15 protein-coding genes are annotated in these 20,281 nt (G+C 37.2%); all 15 read left to right on the top strand.

Translation table 11 applies throughout. From position 1 onward, the window contains the following. Positions 1-104 precede the first annotated feature (104 nt). The 15 genes from SB679_RS16240 to SB679_RS16170 all read left to right on the top strand — a co-directional run bounded on the left by SB679_RS16240 (position 105) and on the right by SB679_RS16170 (position 20,229). Positions 105-1,355 carry a CinA family nicotinamide mononucleotide deamidase-related protein gene (locus tag SB679_RS16240; protein WP_410703329.1) on the top strand — a complete coding sequence of 417 codons (1,251 nt, stop codon included), beginning with the start codon at positions 105-107 and terminating at the stop codon, positions 1,353-1,355. Positions 1,356-1,438: 83 nt separating this feature from the next. Beyond that, the gene (locus tag SB679_RS16235) at positions 1,439-4,837 is read left to right on the top strand and encodes a polysaccharide deacetylase family protein (protein ID WP_410703328.1); all 3,399 of its coding nucleotides are present in this window, start codon (positions 1,439-1,441) and stop codon (positions 4,835-4,837) included. A gap of 76 nt (positions 4,838-4,913) precedes the next feature. Then, on the top strand, positions 4,914-6,971 hold the full coding sequence (locus tag SB679_RS16230; protein ID WP_317741603.1) for a M13 family metallopeptidase: 2,058 nt from the start codon (positions 4,914-4,916) through the stop codon (positions 6,969-6,971). A gap of 179 nt (positions 6,972-7,150) precedes the next feature. After that, positions 7,151-8,719, top strand: a complete 1,569-nt coding sequence (locus tag SB679_RS16225) for a hypothetical protein (protein WP_410703327.1) — start codon at positions 7,151-7,153, stop codon at positions 8,717-8,719. A gap of 168 nt (positions 8,720-8,887) precedes the next feature. Further along, positions 8,888-10,981, top strand: a complete 2,094-nt coding sequence (locus SB679_RS16220; RefSeq protein WP_410703326.1) for a M13 family metallopeptidase — start codon at positions 8,888-8,890, stop codon at positions 10,979-10,981. A gap of 269 nt (positions 10,982-11,250) precedes the next feature. Next, positions 11,251-11,697, top strand: coding sequence for a type VI secretion system contractile sheath small subunit (locus SB679_RS16215; RefSeq protein WP_410703325.1), 447 nt, complete (start codon positions 11,251-11,253; stop codon positions 11,695-11,697). Positions 11,698-11,719: 22 nt separating this feature from the next. Beyond that, positions 11,720-13,066: a DUF5458 family protein gene (locus SB679_RS16210; RefSeq protein WP_410703324.1), complete on the top strand. Its 1,347-nt coding sequence runs from the start codon at positions 11,720-11,722 to the stop codon at positions 13,064-13,066. 62 nt (positions 13,067-13,128) lie between these two features. Further along, entirely contained in the window at positions 13,129-13,602 is a 474-nt protein-coding gene (locus SB679_RS16205) for a hypothetical protein (protein WP_410703323.1), read from the top strand. A 91-nt stretch (positions 13,603-13,693) separates the two neighbouring features. Next, on the top strand, positions 13,694-14,728 hold the full coding sequence (gene mutY, locus SB679_RS16200; protein ID WP_410703322.1) for an A/G-specific adenine glycosylase: 1,035 nt from the start codon (positions 13,694-13,696) through the stop codon (positions 14,726-14,728). A 44-nt stretch (positions 14,729-14,772) separates the two neighbouring features. Next, positions 14,773-15,330 (top strand): gliding motility lipoprotein GldD, encoded by a 558-nt coding sequence (gene gldD, locus SB679_RS16195; protein WP_410703321.1) that lies wholly within the window; start codon positions 14,773-14,775, stop codon positions 15,328-15,330. 28 nt (positions 15,331-15,358) lie between these two features. Then, a complete protein-coding gene (locus SB679_RS16190) occupies positions 15,359-16,282 on the top strand; it encodes a PfkB family carbohydrate kinase (RefSeq protein ID WP_034710746.1) in 924 nt (307 codons plus the stop codon). Positions 16,283-16,369: 87 nt separating this feature from the next. Further along, complete coding sequence (locus SB679_RS16185; protein WP_410703320.1) at positions 16,370-17,737, top strand: peptidylprolyl isomerase; 1,368 nt, start codon at positions 16,370-16,372, stop codon at positions 17,735-17,737. A 149-nt stretch (positions 17,738-17,886) separates the two neighbouring features. Beyond that, positions 17,887-18,387: a hypothetical protein gene (locus SB679_RS16180; protein WP_410703319.1), complete on the top strand. Its 501-nt coding sequence runs from the start codon at positions 17,887-17,889 to the stop codon at positions 18,385-18,387. A 106-nt stretch (positions 18,388-18,493) separates the two neighbouring features. After that, positions 18,494-19,438, top strand: coding sequence for an NAD(P)H-dependent flavin oxidoreductase (locus SB679_RS16175; RefSeq protein WP_410703318.1), 945 nt, complete (start codon positions 18,494-18,496; stop codon positions 19,436-19,438). A gap of 14 nt (positions 19,439-19,452) precedes the next feature. Then, entirely contained in the window at positions 19,453-20,229 is a 777-nt protein-coding gene (locus SB679_RS16170) for an alpha/beta fold hydrolase (protein WP_410703317.1), read from the top strand. Positions 20,230-20,281: the final 52 nt, after the last annotated feature.

Raw genomic sequence — 20,281 nt, 5'->3', positions numbered from 1 at the left:
TAGTTTTAAACAGTATACTCCAAAGATATAAAAAATCGTTTTATGTTGCTGTAACCATAGATTTTTCCGTCATTTGTAAAAAGATTTTTTTTCAAAAACGACCTATGGAAAATGCTGTTCTTATTACAATTGGTGACGAAATCCTTTCCGGAAATACAATAGATACCAACTCTAATTTTATTGCAACCGAACTTAAAAATATTGGCGTAAAAGTCACCCAGATCTTTACGATTTCCGATGAAATAGAAACCATTAAAAATACCCTGAGGGAAGCCTTTGAAATGGGAAGCTTGATCATTACTACAGGCGGTCTCGGGCCTACTAAAGACGATAAAACAAAAAAAGCACTTGCCGAGTTTTTCAATGATGAACTTGCTTTGGATGAGGTTACTTTTAATCATCTTAAAGATTATATGGAAAGAAGAGGACGCATTGAGATCCTGGAGAGAAACCGGGAGCAGGCTTTTGTGCCCACCAAATCCACTGTTTTCCAAAACCAGTACGGCACGGCGCCTTGCATGATGATGGAGCAGGACGGAAAACTATGTTTCAGCCTTCCAGGCGTGCCTTATGAAGTAAAACCCCTGATTAAGGATCAGATCGTACCCTATTTAAAAGAGAAATTCAACCTTAATTATATTACGACAAGAATAATTTCTGTGGTGGGCATTCCCGAAAGTATATTATCAGATACTATTGAAGAATGGGAGCTTGCTCTTCCTGAACATATTGCACTATCTTATCTTCCGATCGGTACCCGTGTAAAACTAAGGCTTACCGCAACAGGTGAAGACGATCAGGTGCTGCAGCAGCAGCTTGAAGAGGAGATTCAAAAATTATTTCCATTAATCGGAAATCATATCATCGCAACCGTTGAAGATAAGATTGAAAAAATCCTGGGCGAATTATTAACAGAAAGAAAATTAACGATTTCCACCGCAGAAAGCTGTACCGGAGGAGAACTGGCAAAACTGATCACTTCAAACTCAGGAAGTTCAAAATATTTTGTGGGTGGTATTGTACCTTATGCGGCGGAAAAGAAAATCCAGATCCTGAGTGTTTCTAAAAAAACTGTCGATGAGTATACTGTAGTAAGTGAGCAGGTGGCTCAGGAAATGGCAGCGGGATGCCAGCAGTTGTTCGGAACCCATATTTCCTTATCTACAACTGGAGTTGCAGGTCCGGGGAAAGGAGAGGACGGAAATGAAGTAGGAACGGTATTTTATACCATCAAAATCAATGAAGAAGTTTATAATTATAAGCTGTATATGCCTCATTTAGAAAGAAATGACTTTGTAGGTTTTGTTTCGCAAAAAATAATCCAGGATTTGGTAAGCATACTTATAAAAGATTAAGTTTTTTATTTTAATTTTATTTTAATTAAATCTTACCCGGGTTTTCATGCTTTTTGAACACCCTTCGAAAAAATATAAAAAAAGTGGAAAATTCAAAACAGATTTTTCAAACCAATAATAAAAAACGCTGGAGAAATGTACAGTGGGGAAGCCGTATTTTTATCTTCGTCGCTGTCTTGCTTTTTCTGGCATTAGGTTTAATGATGAAACTGGACAGAAGTCCGAAAATCCCGTTCAAAGAAGACTATAAAGCCGTAATCACGGCGAGTAAACCGTATCTACAGGAGAATAAAATTTCTAAAGAATATAAAGGGTTCAGAAATTTTATTTCTGAAAAAACGATCCATACCAACCTCTCTAAAATTGAAATAGCCAGAGCAGCCAGGCTTAAAAATCAAAACAAAAACTGGAATCAGTTTCCGGGAGGAATCCGTTCTGCGTTTTATGTAGCCTGGGATCCACAGTCTTTAATGTCTCTGAAGAGAAATATCAAACATATTAACCTGGTGTTTCCGGAATGGTTTTTCTTAGATCCTAAAACAGGAGATTTGAAAACGAATGTAGACCCGGAAGGCTACAAGGTCATCAAAAGAACCGGAATCGCAGCAATGCCTATCTTGAGTAACAACTCCGATAGAGAATTCCGTTCAGAAGGGTTGGCCCGAGTACTGCAGGATCCGAAAAAAAGAACGCAGCTTATCCAGAAAATTACCCAGCAGTGTAAAAAACTTAATTTCAAAGGAATCAATATCGATTTTGAAAGCATGAATCTTGATTCTGATGAAAACCTCATTGCTTTTATGAAAGAGCTTTCAGAAACTTTCAAGCAGAATCAGCTTTTGGTTTCCATGGATATCATGACCGATAACGACGATTATAATATCGAAAAACTTAATCCATACGTTGATTATTTTGTATTGATGGCCTATGACGAGTATTCTGCCGACGGTGATGCGGGTCCTATTTCATCTCAAAAATGGATTGAGGCCCAAACCTCTAAAATTCTAAAGAAAACAACTCCAAATAAAATTATTCTGGGATTAGGCGCCTATGGATATGACTGGAGCGTCAATAAAGATGAAAACACCTCAGTGACCTACATGCAGGCTATTACTAAAGCTCACGCAAGTAAGGCGGTTATCAATTTTAATGATGATACTTTTAATCTTGATTATTCCTATACGGATTCTAATAATAAACTGCATAATGTATTTTTTAATGATGCAGCTTCTATTTTCAATACCATGCGTTTTTCTTCAGAATATCCATTGGCTGGAACAGCGCTTTGGAGACTCGGAAGTGAAGACAGCCGGGTTTGGAATTTCTATGATAAAGACCTTAGCTCTGCCGGACTTTCCAACTTTAATTTTAAAAGTTTAGAAAATGTGAAAGGCCAGACGATGGTGGATTACATCGGCGACGGAGAAGTGCTGGATGTACTGAATACGCCTCATGACGGGAAAATAGCACTGGAAACAGATGTTAAAGAAAAGATTATCACTGATGAAAATTATGTGACTTATCCCAGCTCCTATGAAGTGAAAAAATATGGTTCAGCGCCTCAAAAACAATTGGTACTGACTTTTGATGACGGACCAGATGAGACGTATACACCACAAATTCTTGATGTATTATCAAAATACCATGTACCAGCCGCTTTCTTTCTTGTCGGCCTGAATGCAGAGCAAAATCTTCCGCTTGTTAAAAGAATCTACCGCGAAGGACATGAGATCGGAAATCATACTTTTACCCATGAGAATGTGGCCAAAGTAAGTCCTGAAAGAGCTTTACTCGAACTGAAATTGACCAGACTTCTTATCGAATGTATTACCGGGCACAGCACAATTTTGTTCAGAGCTCCCTATAATGCGGATTCTGAGCCTACAACTTCAGAAGAGATTATTCCTGTGGCATTGGCAAGACAGCAGAACTATTTGGATATCGGGGAAAGTATAGACCCTGAAGACTGGCAGCCTGGAATCAAATCAGATGAAATTATAAGACGTGTACTGGCAGGAATCAAGCAGGAGAGAGGAAATATTATCCTGCTGCATGATGCCGGAGGAGATACAAGAGCAGAAACGGTAAAAGCACTTAAAATTCTTATTCCGATGCTGCAGAAACAAGGCTATCAATTCACTAACCTGGCGACTATTTTACATAAATCGAAAGCAGAGCTGATGCCTGCTGTTCCCAAAACAAAGTCATATTATGTTATGCAGCTTAATCTTGTGCTGGCAACAGCCATCTATGGGATAAGCCATTTCCTGGTTGCTCTTTTTACCATTTTTATTGCCTTGGGATTGATTCGGTTGATTTTAATGGGATATTGGGCGTTTAAAGAAAAAAGAAAAGAGAATAAATTGGGTGGGTTTCCGGTATTGGCTTCTTACCCGAAAGTCTCTATCATCGTACCTGCTTATAATGAAGAAGTCAATATTGTATCCTCATTAAACAGCCTCTTAAAACAGGCATATCCTAATTTTGATATCATCATGGTGGATGACGGAAGTAAAGATTCAACCTATGAAAAAGCTAAAGCTGCATTTCCGGATCATCCTAAATTAAAGATTTTCACCAAATCAAACGGCGGAAAAGCCACCGCTTTAAATTTTGGAATTTCCCATACCGATGCAGAATATGTAGTATGTATCGATGCTGATACCAAACTGCAGCAGGATGCCGTACAATATCTGATTGGCAGGTTCCTGAATGCTGATCCGGAAGAAAAAATAGCCGCCGTGGCAGGAAACGTAAAAGTTGGAAATAAAGTCAACTGGCTTACCAAATGGCAGGCGATTGAATATACCACCAGCCAGAATTTTGACAGGCTTGCCTACGCATACATCAATGCCATTACCGTAATACCGGGGGCTATTGGTGCATTCAAAAGATCAGTCATTGGAGAAGTAGGTGGATATTCATCCGATACCCTGGCGGAAGATTGTGATATTACGGTGAAAATTCTAAGAAAAGGATATACCGTAGCCAATGAAAACAGAGCAGTGGCGATCACTGAAGCTCCAGAATCCGTACAGCAGTTTTTGAAACAGCGTTTCCGATGGACCTATGGAATTATGCAGATGTTCTGGAAACAAAAACAGACATTTCTTACCCCCGAATACAAAGGATTGGGACTTTGGGCTATGCCGAATATTTTATTGTTTCAATATATTATTCCTTTCTTTTCACCGTTGGCGGATGTGCTGATGTTCTTTGGGATTTTATCAGGAAACGGATCGAAAATATTTACGTATTATCTCCTGTTTCTTTTTGTAGATGCATCTCTGGCTTTCGCAGCTTTCATCATGCAGAAAGAGAAATTAAGTAACCTTTTCTACATTCTTCCCCAAAGATTTGGGTATAGATGGCTGATGTATATCGTGCTATTCAGAAGTTTAAGAAAGGCATTGAAGGGAGAAATGCAGGCCTGGGGATTCTTAAAAAGAACCGGAAATGTAAAAGAGACGGTGGTTTCTTAATTTTATGTAAATTTGTTTTCGTTAAAAAGTAACAAATAATTAAAAGAATATACATATTGTATAAATTGTTATCATAATGAAAAAACTAACGCTTTCTTTGTTTTTACTAGCTGGAGTTTGCTCACTAAATACAGTGAGTGCTCAGTCTAAAGTAACTAAAACAGCAGTAAATGCCTCAGATAAAGGTTTAGACCTTAGCCTGATGGATACCTCTGTTCGCCCGCAGGATGATTTTTATAATTACGTGAGTGGAACATGGATGAAAACTGCCAAAATCCCTTCCGATAAACCAACTTGGGGAAGTTTCAATAAATTGGCTGACGATACAGACAACCATTCAATGACAATCCTGAACTCTCTTTTGAAAGATAAATTTGCTGACGGAAGCGAAGGGAAAAAGATCCAGGATCTGTATGCGAACTATATGAATATGCAGAAGAGAAATGCAGACGGAATTAAGCCTATTCAGGACAACCTGAATAAAATTGATGCCATCAAAAATCTTGCTGACCTTCAGAACTATCTTACTTCAGTAACGAAAGATGGAGAAAATATTTTATATGGATGGGGTGTAGATGCGGATCTTAAAGATTCTAAAATGAATGCCGTTTACTTAGGGAATGCTTCATTAGGGTTAGGAAGAGACTACTACCAGAAAGTAAACGAAAAAAACACAGAAGCTCTTGCTGAATATCAGAAATATGTAGCTTCTATGTTGAAAGAAATAGGATATAAAAATGCTGATGAAGCAGCAAAAAATATCGTTAATTACGAAAAAAGCATTGCTCAAACCTATCTGACGAATGAGCAGAGCCGTGATAATACCCTTCAATACAACCCAAAAACAATGACAGAACTTTCTGCTTTGGTAAAAGGGGTTGATATTCCTGCGTATTTGAAAAAAGTAGGCGTAAGCACAGATAAAGTAATTATCGGGGAACTTGGATACTACAAAAACTTTGATAAGTTGGTAAGCGCTCAGAATCTTCCTGTAATTAAAGACTATCTGAAATTTCACATGATTCACGGAAGTGCTTCTTACTTGAGTGAAAAATTAGGAGACATGAAATTTGCTTTCTATGGCAAATACCTGAGAGGTCAGCAAGAGCAGAGAGCACTTAATAAAAGAGGATTTGAAGTAATCAATAGTACTTTGGGTGAAGCTTTCGGTAAATTATATGTTGAAAAATATTTCCCGGCTGAAGCAAAAGCTCAGATGGTTGAATTAATCGACTACTTAAAGAAAAGTTTTGCAGTTCACATCAATAACTTAGCGTGGATGTCTTCTACAACAAAGGAAAAAGCAATGAACAAACTGAACAAGTTCACGGTAAAAGTTGCTTATCCGGACAAATGGAAAGATTATTCTAAATTAGATATCGTTCCTGAATCTAAAGGAGGAACGTTGTACAAAAACCTTCAGGATATTAGTCAATGGCAGTACAACAAAGACCTTGCTAAAATCGGAAAACCGGTTGACAAATCAGAATGGGGAATGACTCCTCAAACTGTAAATGCTTACTATAACCCGGTAAACAACGAAATTGTATTCCCTGCTGCTATCCTTCAGCCGCCATTCTTTAACCCGAATGCTGATGCTGCGGTTAATTTTGGTGGAATCGGTGCTGTAATCGGACACGAAATGAGCCACGGATTTGATGATTCAGGTGCACAGTTTGATGCTGATGGAAACCTGGTAGACTGGTGGACTCCTGAAGATAAAGCAAACTTCGAAAAAGCAACAAAAGCGCTTGCTTCACAATATGACAAATATGAGCCTGTAAAAGGAACTTTCGTTAACGGAACTTTCACAAACGGAGAAAATATTGCAGACTTAGGTGGAGTAAACATTGCTTACGATGCCCTTCAAATGTATCTGAAAGATAAAGGAAACCCTGGGAAAATCAGTGGATTTACTCAGGATCAAAGATTCTTCTTAAGCTGGGCAACCGTTTGGAGAACGTTATCAAGTGAGAAATACATGGTAAACCAAGTAAAAACAGATCCGCACTCTCCTGGATATTTCAGAAGTTTCGGACCGCTTATTAACGTTGATGCATTCTACAAAGCATTCGATGTGAAAGCCGGAGATAAATTATACAAAAAACCGGAAGAAAGAATTAAAATCTGGTAATAATTACCAAAAAATAGTAAAACCGTTCAGCAATGAGCGGTTTTTTTTGTTTTAGAAAATGGTTGTATCCATATAGTTTATTACACGACGTGTTCTGTCGCTACACTCCTATATCTTTGATTTCAGAAAGTTCTTGCAAGAATATATTTAATGTTACTAATATTTAAAATTTAACAAAAATGAATACAATTGAAATTAATGATCCTTACACAGGTGAGTGGACAACTTTTATAGAAACGGATAAAACCTATAATGGCGATGCTATTACGGATGCATATTGTGATGACATTCTTTATAAAAAGGTAGGAAGTGTCTACTACAGAAGAGTTTTGGAAGACAGTAGGGTAGATATAAGATGGTTTGGGGCACTACCGGATGGTATCACAGATTGCTCAGATGCAATTCAGCAGGCTTTTATTTCGGCAGATCAATTTAAATTATCAGTAACTGCAGGTAAAGGTACTTATCTGGTTACTAAAACGATCTATATTCCTCAGAACCATACTTATAGTATGCTTTCGAAAACATATGATTTTAACGAATCTGTGTTTTTAATAAATTCTGACATAACAGTTTTTGAATCAGGCTACTATGATAGTTTTGGAAAGTTAGTGAGTGCAATAGGAACTGCACCGGATTATAGATATTCAGTAGGAATTAAATTCGGAAATTTTTCTTTTGAAACAACCTTAGTTAATGTGACCTCGCCTGCATTAGTGATTAAAGATTGGCATCAGGGCTGTGAAATATCTAATATCTCTTCTTTCCAGTTTTCGACATTATTAGAATCGGTAAATAATTATTATACCGTATTTAATGATTTGAGAACTAGTCATATAGGTGATTCTAGGTTGGGGGAGAGATTTATTTTTTCGGGAGAAATGAATTTAAATGTTTTTAGGGCTTTAGTTGCAGCAAATTCATTAGTTGGATATAAGTTTGATGGACCTATGAGAGCCTGTCATTTTGATGCAATTTCTATAGAAGGAGTTACAACAGGTATTCAGTTTAATTCTGAAGTTAATAACTGCTCAATTGTTAATTCATACATAGAAGGTTTTGAAAAAGCATTTGAATTTAAAAGTTATATTGATAATTTTACTATAGATAATAATTATATTAATTTTCTAAGTAGACCGGTTTCTAAACTTATAAGCTATGTTGGTTTACCTATAAATAATATTCACTTACTTCCAAACAATACTTTTGTTCATATGTTAGGTTATAATCAATTATTCGAAAATATTGAAAATGATTATGGCTATGGAGTAGAAATTGGCTTGAATACAAGCTATGGAAGTTCCATAAATAATCTTTTATTAAATGATTTTGGGGCTAATTACAATATAGAAGGTAAAGCAAAATTCCCAACCTATTTAGCAAATATCCAAAATGCAAAAGGTTTAATTCCTGGAAACTACTCAGGACAATATACCCGCGGATATGATGGTACCTCTGGATTTGAAGTAGACTCGTCATTAGCTAATTTAGTATATCTTAAAACTAAAATTAGGCATACTTGGACTCAGATTGTATATGTCAATTTAGAAGTATATGTAGATTCAGTGGTAAAGTATTATAAAGGGTTTTTTATAGGAAATGTATTCTATGAATTTGGAAACAGTGGAATATCTGTTACCGGAGGATTGGAATCTATTGTTAATTCTGATGGCTTTATTAATATACAAGGAGGGAGCTATGAAAGTGGAGATGTAATTAGTGTAAAAGGTGAAGTACGTTTAATCTAAAGTATATTATATTGAGTTTATTAAACCTGAATAAGAATAGTTATTCAGGTTTAATTTTTTGATAATCATAAAGTTAAATGTAAAATATGATCTTGAAATAAACTAAATAATGATAAACATTAATTTGTATATTTGATAAGTTTGTGTACAATCAAAAAAATTATCTTAATGAAAAAGCTGACTATCGGGATACTCGCCCTTTCGGGGATCGTGTTTTTACAATCATGCGGCAGTGCAAAGAATACTGCAACCACTGAAAAAAAACCTGAAATTATGGTAGATAAATCCTCTGCAAAACAAGTGAAAGAAGAAGGGATCAATATATCCTACATGGATAAAACCATTCGTCCGCAAGATGATTTTTTTAGTTACGTGAACGGGAATTGGGTGAAAACCACTCAGATTCCTTCCGATAAAGCAAGCTGGGGATCTTTCAATGCATTGAGAGAAAATGTGGATGATGCCTCCCTGGATATCTTAAATAAAATTTTATCTGAAAAATATACCGACGGCTCCGAAGGACAAAAAATTCAGAACCTGTATGCATCTTTTATGGATGTAAACAAAAGAAACGTTGATGGTCTGGCTCCGATTAAAGGAGATCTGGCTAAAGTAGATGCCATTAAAAACCTGAATGACCTTCAGAAATACCTGCTGGATGCCACAAGACTTGGAGATAATTCTTTCTATGGATGGAGAGTAAGCGCCGATATGAAAGATTCTAAAATGAATGCCGTATACCTTGGCGGTCCGGACCTTGGACTGGGAAGAGATTACTATCAGAAAGTAAGCGAAGCCAATACCAAAACATTAGCTGAATATCAATTGTATGTAGGTAAGTTATTTGGCGTTTTAGGATATAAAAACTCTACAGAAGCTGCACAAAATGTAGTGGCTTTTGAAAAACAGCTGGCCAACTATCTTCTAACGCTTGAACAAAACAGAGATGCTAACCTGAGATACAACCCTAAAAATGTATCCGAACTATCCGGTTTGGTTAAGAATGTAAACCTTGCAGGCTATCTTTCAGACGCCGGTGTGAAAACGGATAAAGTAATCATAGGAGAGCTGAAATACTATCAGAATATGGATCAATTTCTTACTCAAAAGAACCTATTGTTATTAAAAGACTATTTAAAATATCATATTATCAATGGTAATGCCAGTAACCTGGATGCCAGTCTGGAACAGATCCGTTTTGATTTCTATTCAAAATATCTTCAGGGCCAAAAAGAACAACGTCCGATGGATAAGAGAGGTTTAACTCTTGTTAACAGTGTTCTTGGGGAAGCCTTCGGGAAATTATACGTAGAAAAGTACTTCACTCCGGAAGCAAAACAGCAGATGGAAACGTATATTGATTATATCCTGAAATCATTCAAAACCCATATCAATGACATGGATTGGATGTCTGCAGCAACCAAAGTAAAAGCACAGGAAAAACTGTCCAAATTCACAGTAAAAATAGCCTATCCTGATCAGTGGAAAGACTACTCACAGCTAAAAGTAGAAGCCCCTGCTAAAGGCGCTACTTTATACTCCAATCTGCAGAATGTAGCCGCATGGCAGTATCAGAGAAGCTTAGATAAAGTGGGGAAACCTGTTGATAAATCAGAATGGGGAATGACTCCACAAACAGTTAATGCGTATTATAGCGGTTCCAATAATGAAATTGTATTTCCTGCAGCCATCCTTCAGCCGCCTTTCTATAATCCATTAGCAGATGCAGCAGTTAATTTTGGAGGAATTGGAGCCGTAATCGGGCATGAGATTTCTCACGGTTTCGATGACAGCGGTTCCCGTTTCGACGGTGACGGAAATCTGAACAACTGGTGGACAGATGCGGACCGTAAGAACTTTGACGCAAAAGTAGGACAACTGGCGGCTCAGTATAATGCCTACGAGCCTGTAAAAGGAAGTTTTGTAAACGGTAAATTTACAAGTGGAGAAAATATTGGTGACCTTGGAGGGGTAGCCGTAGCATATGATGCTCTTCAGATGTATCTTAAAGACCATGGAAATCCGGGATTGATCAGCGGATTTACACAAGATCAGCGGTTTTTTATGAGCTGGGCAACCGTGTGGAGAACAAAAGCAACAGACCAGTATATGGTGAATCAGGTGAAGACAGATCCTCACTCTCCGGGATACTTTAGAGCGTTCGGCCCTTTGGTAAACCAGGATTCTTTCATCAAAGCATTTGATATAAAACCTGGGGACAAAATGTACAAAGCGCCTCAGGACAGAATAAAAATTTGGTAACATAACCAAAAATTGTTAGAAAAGAAAACGCATCAGAAATGATGCGTTTTTGTTATTTATTTTTCATAGTTTAGTGATATCATAAAATAGTAATGTAAACCTGTTTTTTGTAAGGAAAATTAAATAGTACAAGAAAAATCTTGACAAAATTTTGTATGTTACAGTTTTTTTTTAAATTTAAACACTGGATTGGTAATTTGTTTGATTCATCTGCAAATTACTCAGGTACAGATATTAACCAAAATCAAAAATCTCAAAATAATAATAATATGGCAATGTTTAATTATGGTGTTGGCGGCAACGAGGTAAAAGTAGACGCTAATGAAGCTATTCAGGAAATACAGGAGAACAAGTCACTGATAGTGAGTCAGCTTACTACTGACGAAACGTATAGCCCTGAAATTGTAACAGGATTAAAGACTGTGGACGACGTCTTCAAACATTTCCAGCCTTCTGTTGCAGTACAGCACGAAACGGAAGACGGCAGTGTAGTGGAAGAAGAATTCCGTTTTCAAAATCTTGCGGATTTCACTCCAAAAAATCTTACTCAGAAATCAAATTATTTGCAGCAACTCAGCGTAGAGCAGGAACAATATAACAAGATTGTACGCCAGCTGAAAACAAATAAAATTCTGCGTAATATGCTGGAGAATGAGCAGACAAGAGCTGCTTTTATCGAAGTATTGAAAGATGTGGCCCAGGAACTTGAAAAATAATTTAAAGACATTACACTAAATCATGGATAGCAAATTACAGGCGGCTGAAAGCCAGCAACATTCAGGACAACCGAAAGGGAATCCTCTTGCCGAACTCAATAAAATTGGAGGTTTCGGATTTGTTGAATCTGTTGTAGATGGCATCGCCAATATGAACCCTACAAGAAAGGCTAGGAAAGAAATCTTCCTTACCGACAGCAATAAAACAGATGAAAGAAAAGAACTTCTTCAAAAGATCAATCTTTGGATGAATCTTTTAGAAGGTGGTGAATCTGCAGATAAAATGGCCGATACCTGCAAAAATAAAGCACAGCAGGCTGACCAGAATTTAAAAACAAATCTAAAAAATACGCTGGATTCAGTTCGCCAGCTGGAAACAAGCTACAGAACAGTAGCGCAGTTCTACAAAAATACAGAATTGGATAAAGTAGACAATGTAAGCATTGTCAATGCAAGTCTGGAACAGGTTTCAGATTTGGATAACCCTATTTTTATCGATGCGATCGCAGAAGAATTCAAAAGCTATTACGATCGTTTAGACCTTAGAGACAACTATTCAATCCTTGCCATTCCCGGATACTTAGGCTCCAATAAAGTCATTGAAAAATGGGCGAAGATCTGTAATGAAAATAAAGTCATGATGGTGACGGATTTCGCGAATCTGGATAAACCGGATGATGTCGTAGATTTATTCCATTCTGCAAACCTTACAGGTGGAGAACTTCACAGAAGTAATGTGATCATGACATGTAACTGGTTGGTAGGCCGCGGAAGAGCTGAAGAAGTAGGAGAAGAGGAGAATGTAGAACTTCCGCCTTCCACTTCATTAGCCGGAAAAATCCACAAAACATTGATGTCTCAGGTAGCTGCAGGTAAAAAGCACGGAAACATCAATGAAGTAGATGCCGTAAAATTCGAATTGAAGAAAAGCGAGATTTCTCAGTTGGAAAAAATGGGACTTGTACCGATGGTTAATGAATATGGTAAAATTATGGCGTTCTCAGCCAAAACATTATTTACAGGAGATAACATTGGTCTTCAGACTTATTCTGTAGTTCGTGTATTTGACTATGTAACAAAAGTTTTATTAGATTTCCTAAACAGAAGAGCTTTCGAAAACTGGAATGCAAAAAATGAAGACGATTTAAGAAGACAGATTGTAACATTCCTGGATGGTATCAAAGGAGCAGACAAACTGATCGAAAAATTCAAGATCGTTCGTTTTGAGCAGGACAAAGTAAACAAAGACAGAGTATGGCTGGATATCCGTTTAACCCCTTATTTCCCTACAAAGAGTTTCGTTATTAAACTTGACGGGCACAAAGGAGATGATGGTAACGAATGGGATGCAGAGTACATTCAGGATTAATACACACCCAATTAAAAATAAAAACCGATGCATCATACATCGGTTTTTTTCTACCAAATTATATGAAAACTAATGTGATTAAAAAAAGACTTGCCTGTGCTGTACCCATACTTTTACTTTTTCTAATGACAGGCTGTAAAAAGGAATATGAGAGACCCGATCATTATGAAGTAGACCTGTTTGCAAAGGAACGCAAAGAAGGAAAAGCTTACATCATGAATGCAGAAGAATGCTTTGATGGCAGCGAAATGGTCATTACAAGTTCTGCAGTAAAGCTTGCTGACAGCTCAGTTGGTCATGGAAGACCATTTTACATCTATAAAGTAAGCTCTGGAGAGATGATGAAAACCGTACGGGATACCGTATTGGATTATCCGTTTCAGTTTCTTTCCAATCAACGGTTAAAATTGAAAGAAGGCCCCATATATGTCTACCTGAAAAAGCTTGATGGTTATCGTTTTATTGCTAAAGAGAGAAAAATTAATTATCAGTGGCTGAAGACTGCGCCTGTGTATTCCGTACAAAAAGATAAATAAGCTTATCTTTGCATCATAGAATAACCCCGGTGGATTCAGAAAATAATAGCCGGAGGGAATTCTTTTAAATATTTAAAACAGGCTAAGGTTTTTGGAAAAGAATAATAGAGATGCAGCTTTTCTTCAAGTAGGGAACAAGCTTCTGGACTGGTATAAGGAAAATGCAAGAGATCTGCCTTTCAGACAGACGAAAGATCCTTATAAAATTTGGATCTGCGAAATTGTATTTCAGCAGACGAGAATTAATCAGGGATTGAATCATTACAATAATTTTATCAAAAGATTTCCAGATGTACAAACTTTGGCAGCTGCTGAAGAAGATGAGGTTTTGCTGTATTGGAAAGGGTTAGGGTACTATTCCCGGGCTATCAATATCCATAAAGCGGCCCGCCAGATCATAAATGAGTATCAAGGTACTTTTCCCTCTGATTATAATGAAATCCTAAAGCTAAAAGGTGTTGGTAAATATACGGCAGCAGCCGTTTCAAGTATCTGTTTTGGAGGAAAAATGCCGGCTGTGGACGGAAACTTTTACAGAGTATTAAGCCGTGTTTTTGCAGATGATTTTGATATCTCCAATTCCAGGGCATTTGTTTATTTCTCTGAACTGGCAAATCTGGTAATGCCGGAAAATGTCGGGGATTTTAACCAGGCGATGATGGATCTGGGCTCTGAAATCTGTAAACCTAAAAATCCTCTGTGCGGAGTATGTCCGCTCAGCAAAGACTGCTTAGCATTTTCTTTAGATAAAATCTCAGAATTTCCAGTAAAAACAAAGAAAGTGAAGACTGAAAACCTTGATCTGACCTATTATTTTGTCCATCGGAACGGTCAGTTTCTGATACAGCAGAGAAAAGACGACTTCATCTGGAAAAAATTATTTGAATTTTTACCTGCCATTTCTGCAGAACTGGAACCCTTTATAAAAAGCTCAAAAACAATCAGCCATAAACTTACCCATAAGAATGTGAGTATTGAAATTTATGATGTTGAGGTAGTTTCAGAGATGGTATGGAATGATTTTATAGCTCAAAATGAATACCTCATTACCGACCTGGAAGGCTTCCATCATAAATCTTTTCCCAAACCTTTGGAAAACTATGTCCAAAACTCGTTGAAAGACTGAAATTTGTCTTCCGAAATCTGAAATCTAATTTGTACTTTTGCAAAATGATTAAAAACGTCATTTTTATTTTCGTATCACTGCTTTTAATTTCATGCGGGAAAGACCCTGCTCCCAAGCCTTATGGGGAGCTTCGTCTGGAATATCCGACCCCTAAATATCAAAAGTTCGAATCTAATTGTGGATACAGTTTTGAGTATTCTGGCTTTGCGCTTATTACCGATGCTAAAAAGCCTTGCTGGTACTATATGAACTATCCTAAGATGAAAGCAAAGGTCTTCGTTACATATTATCCTATACAGAATGACTTTGCCGATCATATCAGAGAAGCAGAAAAAATGGTGTACGAGCACACTGTAAAAGCCAGCTCCATAGACACGAAATCCTTTGAATACCCTGAAAAAAAGGTATATGGGAACTTCTACGAACTCAAAGGACAGAGCGCTTCCAATCTTCAATTTTACGTTACAGACAGTACGAAACATTTCGTAACTGCTTATTTATACTTTAATACAAGGCCAAAACCCGATTCTTTGGCCCCGGCAATAGACTATATCAAAAATGATATGAAACACATGCTGGATACTTTCGAATGGAAAAAATAAATTACTTTTAAAATACATTGAAAAATATATGAAACTTTTAGTTGTAGGAAGTGTTGCATTTGACGCAATCGAGACGCCGTTTGGTAAAACAGATAAAATTTTGGGAGGTGCTGCCACATATATTGGCATCACGTCATCTATTTTGGGTGTTAAATCCGGTATCGTTTCTGTAGTAGGAGGAGATTTTCCGCAAGAACATCTTGATATGTTTACCGACAGAGAGGTAAATATTGAAGGAATTGAAATCGTAAAAGAAGGTAAGACATTCTTCTGGTCCGGAAAATATCATAATGACTTGAATACAAGAGATACGCTGGCTACTGAAGTGAATGTTTTGGAAAATTTCGATCCGAAAATTCCAGATTCTATGCAGGATTCAGAGATTTTATTATTGGGTAACCTACACCCGGGTGTTCAGTTATCTGTTCTTGAAAAAATGAATGTTCGTCCTAAACTGGTAATTCTTGATACAATGAATTTCTGGATGGACAGTGCTTGGGATATTTTAATGGACATGATTGCTAAAACGGACGTGATTACGATCAACGATGAAGAAGCAAGACAGCTTTCCGGAGAATATTCTTTAGTAAAAGCAGCAAAAAAAATTCATACGATGGGTCCTGATTATGTGATCATCAAAAAAGGAGAACACGGAGCTTTACTGTTCCATGACAATAAAGTATTCGCGATCCCGGCGCTTCCATTGGAAGAAGTTTTTGACCCGACGGGTGCTGGAGATACTTTTGCAGGAGGTTTCGCTGCTTATCTTGCTAAAAAAGAAAAGATCGATTTCGAAACCATGAAGTCTGCTTTGATCGTAGGATCTGCGATGGCTTCTTTCACTGTTGAGAAATTCGGGACTGAAAGAATTCAGGAAGTTAGCGAATCAGATATGTTCGAAAGATTGAGACAATTTAAAGAATTGACCACATTCGATGTGGAACTGCAATAAATAAGTCTTTTTAAGAAATATTTATAATAAAAAATTTAGGGAAATTCATTAAGAATTCTAAATTTGCAACTTGTTTAAAATAGTAAAATGACAAATAAACTAAAAATCACTTTTCTTCTTGGGATTTTCATAATGATATTCTCTTCAAACATGATGAATGCCCAGCTAAAACAAGGAGATTTGGTGGATGGTATTGCTGCTGTTATCGGAGATGAAATTGTTTTGGAGTCTGATGTAGATGAGCAAATGAATTACGGGAAACAGCAGGGAGCTACCAACACAGACAAATGTGAGTTCCTGGAAAACCTTATCAACAATAAATTTCTTGTTTACGAAGCTAAAAAAGATACATTAATTGAAAACCGTTCTGCTTCTATTAAAGAGCAGGCTAATGCAAAATACCGTCAGCTTCTTTCTCAGTTCCCGGACGAGAAAGCGATGTTACTTGCTTACAAGTTCAGAAATGGGTACGAAATGAAAAATGCTATCGAAAAGATAGATACCGATACTTATTACGGACAGGCAAAATATCAGAGAATTACTGATAAAGCCGACGTAACGCCGAATGAGGTAACGGATTTTTATAATTTGTATAAAATGCAGCTTCCACAAGTGAAGGACGAGATTTCTTTAGGACAGATTATGATGTATCCTAAATTAACGGAAGCCCACAAGCAGGAATTGATCAACAAATTGAATAAGATCAAGAAAGATGTTCAGGGAGGAGAAACCTTTGAAAGCCAGGCAAGAATCTATTCTGAAGATGAAGGTTCTGCAGCCAACGGTGGACTCTACAAGAATATCTATAAAGGTCAGATGGTGAAGCCGTTTGAAGCTGCTGCTTTAAACCTTCAGGAAGGAGAAATATCAGACCCTATCGAATCTGAATTCGGATACCATATTATCCAGTTGATTAAAAAATCGGGTAAAGTATACGATGCAAGACACATCCTTCTGAAAGCAACTCCTACAGATGATGAATTGAAAACTGCTAAAGCTAAATTAGACAGTATCAGAGGTTTGATCATTGACGGGAAAATAACGTTTAAGGATGCAGCATTCAAATTTTCTGATGACAAGCGAACCAAGTTCAATGCAGGAATTATTTCAGGTGCTGACGGTTCCGATAAACTTGAAAGAGAAAGTATCCCTGGAACAATAAGCTATGAATTGGCAGGATTGAATAAAGGAGATATGACAACAGCTTTTGAGGATGACGAAAACAAAAGAAAAGTTGCTAAAATCATTAAAATTGAAGATGTGATTCCGGCTCACCAGATAACAATGGAAACGGATTATAACAGAATAAAGCAGATGGCGCTTAATAAAAAGCGAAATGAAATGGTAGAGAAGTTTGTCAACTCAAAACTAGGGACAACCTTCATATCTATAAACGGACGTTATGATTCTTGTAATTTCAAAGCAAACTGGAAAAAAGATTCAATCAAAAAGTAAACAAAAAGCCTTCAGATTTTCTGAAGGCTTTTTGTATGCTTCAAGGCACACACTATAAATTAACTTTTCAATAGTGGCTTCAAGCTCTCTTAATAAATTCCCTCAATCCAAATTCACGTCTTTTTAATACCTTTACAAAAATTGAGTAAATGGATTACGAATTGTATCTTACAGCGTTTCGGTCAGCAGCAGAAAAAATTCCTAAAGAACAATATGATAGGGAAGGATTGAAAGTGTCTGTAGATATCGTTATGGAATCCGCTGCCCTTAAAATTTATAAACCTGAATGGTCCGGAGATCCACAATCACCATTAGATGCCGTAAGCAGGATTTTTTTTTCAATATGGGTACATGATAAGACGATAAGTGAAGGAAAAATGTATTATAATATCCATGCCCTCAAACTAAGGGAATTGAAAGGCTATGCCATATCCAGCAGACATTTTGCACAGAATTTCAGAGATCAATTTTTGAAACACAAGAAAGACTGGCCCAATGCAGATATACAATATGGCCCGCTTACACTTATGCAGGGATGGATACCGCTTACCTCTGAAGATATTCAAAAGGAAGTATGCAGGCTGATTCAAAGTTTTCTGGAGATAAGCCCTATCATTGATACTGTTTTAGATCAGTATAAAATCCGGTAATATTTAGTTTTTTTAATCGATAGAAATGTCTGATAACCGTTGTTTTTAGTATTTTTACAACATGAGCAATTTTATAGATTTCAATTCGGCAAAAAAACTTCACGAAATGCAGACAGAGCACAATAAAATTACACAACTTTTTAACGTACAATATCCAATCATCCAGGCAGGAATGATCTGGCATTCCGGATGGAGACTGGCTTCGGCGGTTTCTAACTGCGGAGGATTAGGATTAATTGGTGCAGGAAGCATGTATCCGGATATTTTAAGAGAGAATATTCAGAAGTGCAAACAGGCTACAGACAAGCCTTTTGGGGTAAATGTTCCTATGCTGTACCCTAATATCGACGAAATTATCCAGATTATATTGGAAGAAGGCGTTAAAATTGTTTTTACGTCCGCCGGAAATCCGAAAACCTATACTGAAACCCTTCAGAAAGAAGGATTAAAGGTAGCCCATGTTGTTTCCTCTACCAAATTTGCAGTAAAATGTGAAGATGCCGGAGTAGATGCTATTATAGCAGAAGGCTTCGAAGCCGGAGGACATAACGGAAGGGATGAAACAACGACTTTCTGCTTAATTCCTAATGTAAAGAAACATATATCCAAACCTTTGATTGCTGCCGGAGGAATCGCTTTAGGTTCTCAAATGAAAGCAGCTATGATTTTAGGAGCAGATGGGGTGCAGATCGGATCACGCTTTGCTGCAACGGTTGAAGCAAGCGCTCATGAAAACTGGAAAAAGAAAATTACAGAACTTCACGAAGGAGATACCCATCTTACGCTAAAAGAATTAGCACCGGTAAGAATGGTGAAAAATAAGTTTTTCAATGAACTGGAAGATATCTACCAGACAGGACGAAATGCAGAGGCTTTAGTAGCTTCTTTAGGACGTGCAAGGGCTAAACGCGGTATGTTTGAGGGAGATATGGAGGATGGTGAGCTGGAAATTGGTCAGGTTTCAGCATTGATTGATGAAATCCTTCCCGTAGAAACAGTTTTTAAAAATCTTTTGCAGGAATTTGAAGAAATAAAAAATCCACGCTTATAAAAATTTTTGAATGTATGGAAGGAAGGAGTATTGATGTAAAAGGAAACAAGCTTTATATAGAGTACGAAAACACATTCGAAAACAAACCTACCATCGTTTTTTTACATGATTCACTAGGATGTATCCAGCTTTGGAGAGATTTTCCGGCAAAATTAAGTGCTGCCTTAGCCTGTAATGTTCTGGTCTATGACCGGCTGGGCTATGGAAAGTCTGGCATGATGACAACCCATGAAAGAGCCATGAATTATATGGAGCTGGAAGCCGATCTGCTTCATGAACTCTTATGTACACTGAATGTACAAAATGCTGTATTATTTGGACACAGTGATGGTGGTACAATCGCATTAATTACCGCATCAAAATATCCGAAAAAAATACAAGCGGTCATTTGTGAAGCAGGACATATTTTGGTAGAAGATATTACGGTAAAGGGAGTTCAGGATGCATTGGAAGCCTACAATACCACGAACCTTGGAGAACGGCTTCAGAAATATCATGGTGATAAAGTGCCAATGCTATTCAGGGCCTGGACGGAAATCTGGTTGAGTGAGAAGTTTAAAAACTGGAATATAGAATACCTTTTGAAAGATATAACTTGCCCTTTGCTATTTATACAGGGAGAAAACGATGAATACGGAACTTTAGACCAGCTTGAAAAAACATTAGCTCAGGTAAGTGGAATTTCAGAACACTATATTATCCCGGAGATTGGGCATACACCTCATAAAGAAGTTCCTGAACTGGTACTCAAGAGATCAGTAGAGTTTCTACGACAACAATTCAATTCATAAAAAAAAAGCATCTTCCGGGATGCTTTTTTTGTGCTTTTCAAAAAAATAAGCG

The sequence above is a fragment of the Chryseobacterium sp. SIMBA_029 genome, assembly GCF_046535275.1.
Taxonomy (GTDB): domain Bacteria; phylum Bacteroidota; class Bacteroidia; order Flavobacteriales; family Weeksellaceae; genus Chryseobacterium.
The sequence above is the reverse complement of the archived record's forward strand: the minus strand, read 5'-3'. Positions and strand labels throughout refer to the sequence as shown.

What these genes read in the sequence shown, in the direction of transcription:
- SB679_RS16215 (WP_410703325.1), top strand. Translation starts at nt 11,251, where the DNA reads ATGGCAATGTTTAATTATGGTGTTGGCGGCAACGAGGTAAAAGTAGAC.
- SB679_RS16175 (WP_410703318.1), top strand. Translation starts at nt 18,494, where the DNA reads ATGCAGACAGAGCACAATAAAATTACACAACTTTTTAACGTACAATAT.
- SB679_RS16240 (WP_410703329.1), top strand. Translation starts at nt 105, where the DNA reads ATGGAAAATGCTGTTCTTATTACAATTGGTGACGAAATCCTTTCCGGA.
- SB679_RS16220 (WP_410703326.1), top strand. Translation starts at nt 8,888, where the DNA reads ATGAAAAAGCTGACTATCGGGATACTCGCCCTTTCGGGGATCGTGTTT.
- SB679_RS16180 (WP_410703319.1), top strand. Translation starts at nt 17,887, where the DNA reads ATGGATTACGAATTGTATCTTACAGCGTTTCGGTCAGCAGCAGAAAAA.
- SB679_RS16190 (WP_034710746.1), top strand. Translation starts at nt 15,359, where the DNA reads ATGAAACTTTTAGTTGTAGGAAGTGTTGCATTTGACGCAATCGAGACG.
- SB679_RS16210 (WP_410703324.1), top strand. Translation starts at nt 11,720, where the DNA reads ATGGATAGCAAATTACAGGCGGCTGAAAGCCAGCAACATTCAGGACAA.
- SB679_RS16205 (WP_410703323.1), top strand. Translation starts at nt 13,129, where the DNA reads ATGAAAACTAATGTGATTAAAAAAAGACTTGCCTGTGCTGTACCCATA.
- gldD (WP_410703321.1), top strand. Translation starts at nt 14,773, where the DNA reads ATGATTAAAAACGTCATTTTTATTTTCGTATCACTGCTTTTAATTTCA.
- SB679_RS16170 (WP_410703317.1), top strand. Translation starts at nt 19,453, where the DNA reads ATGGAAGGAAGGAGTATTGATGTAAAAGGAAACAAGCTTTATATAGAG.
- SB679_RS16230 (WP_317741603.1), top strand. Translation starts at nt 4,914, where the DNA reads ATGAAAAAACTAACGCTTTCTTTGTTTTTACTAGCTGGAGTTTGCTCA.
- SB679_RS16225 (WP_410703327.1), top strand. Translation starts at nt 7,151, where the DNA reads ATGAATACAATTGAAATTAATGATCCTTACACAGGTGAGTGGACAACT.
- SB679_RS16185 (WP_410703320.1), top strand. Translation starts at nt 16,370, where the DNA reads ATGACAAATAAACTAAAAATCACTTTTCTTCTTGGGATTTTCATAATG.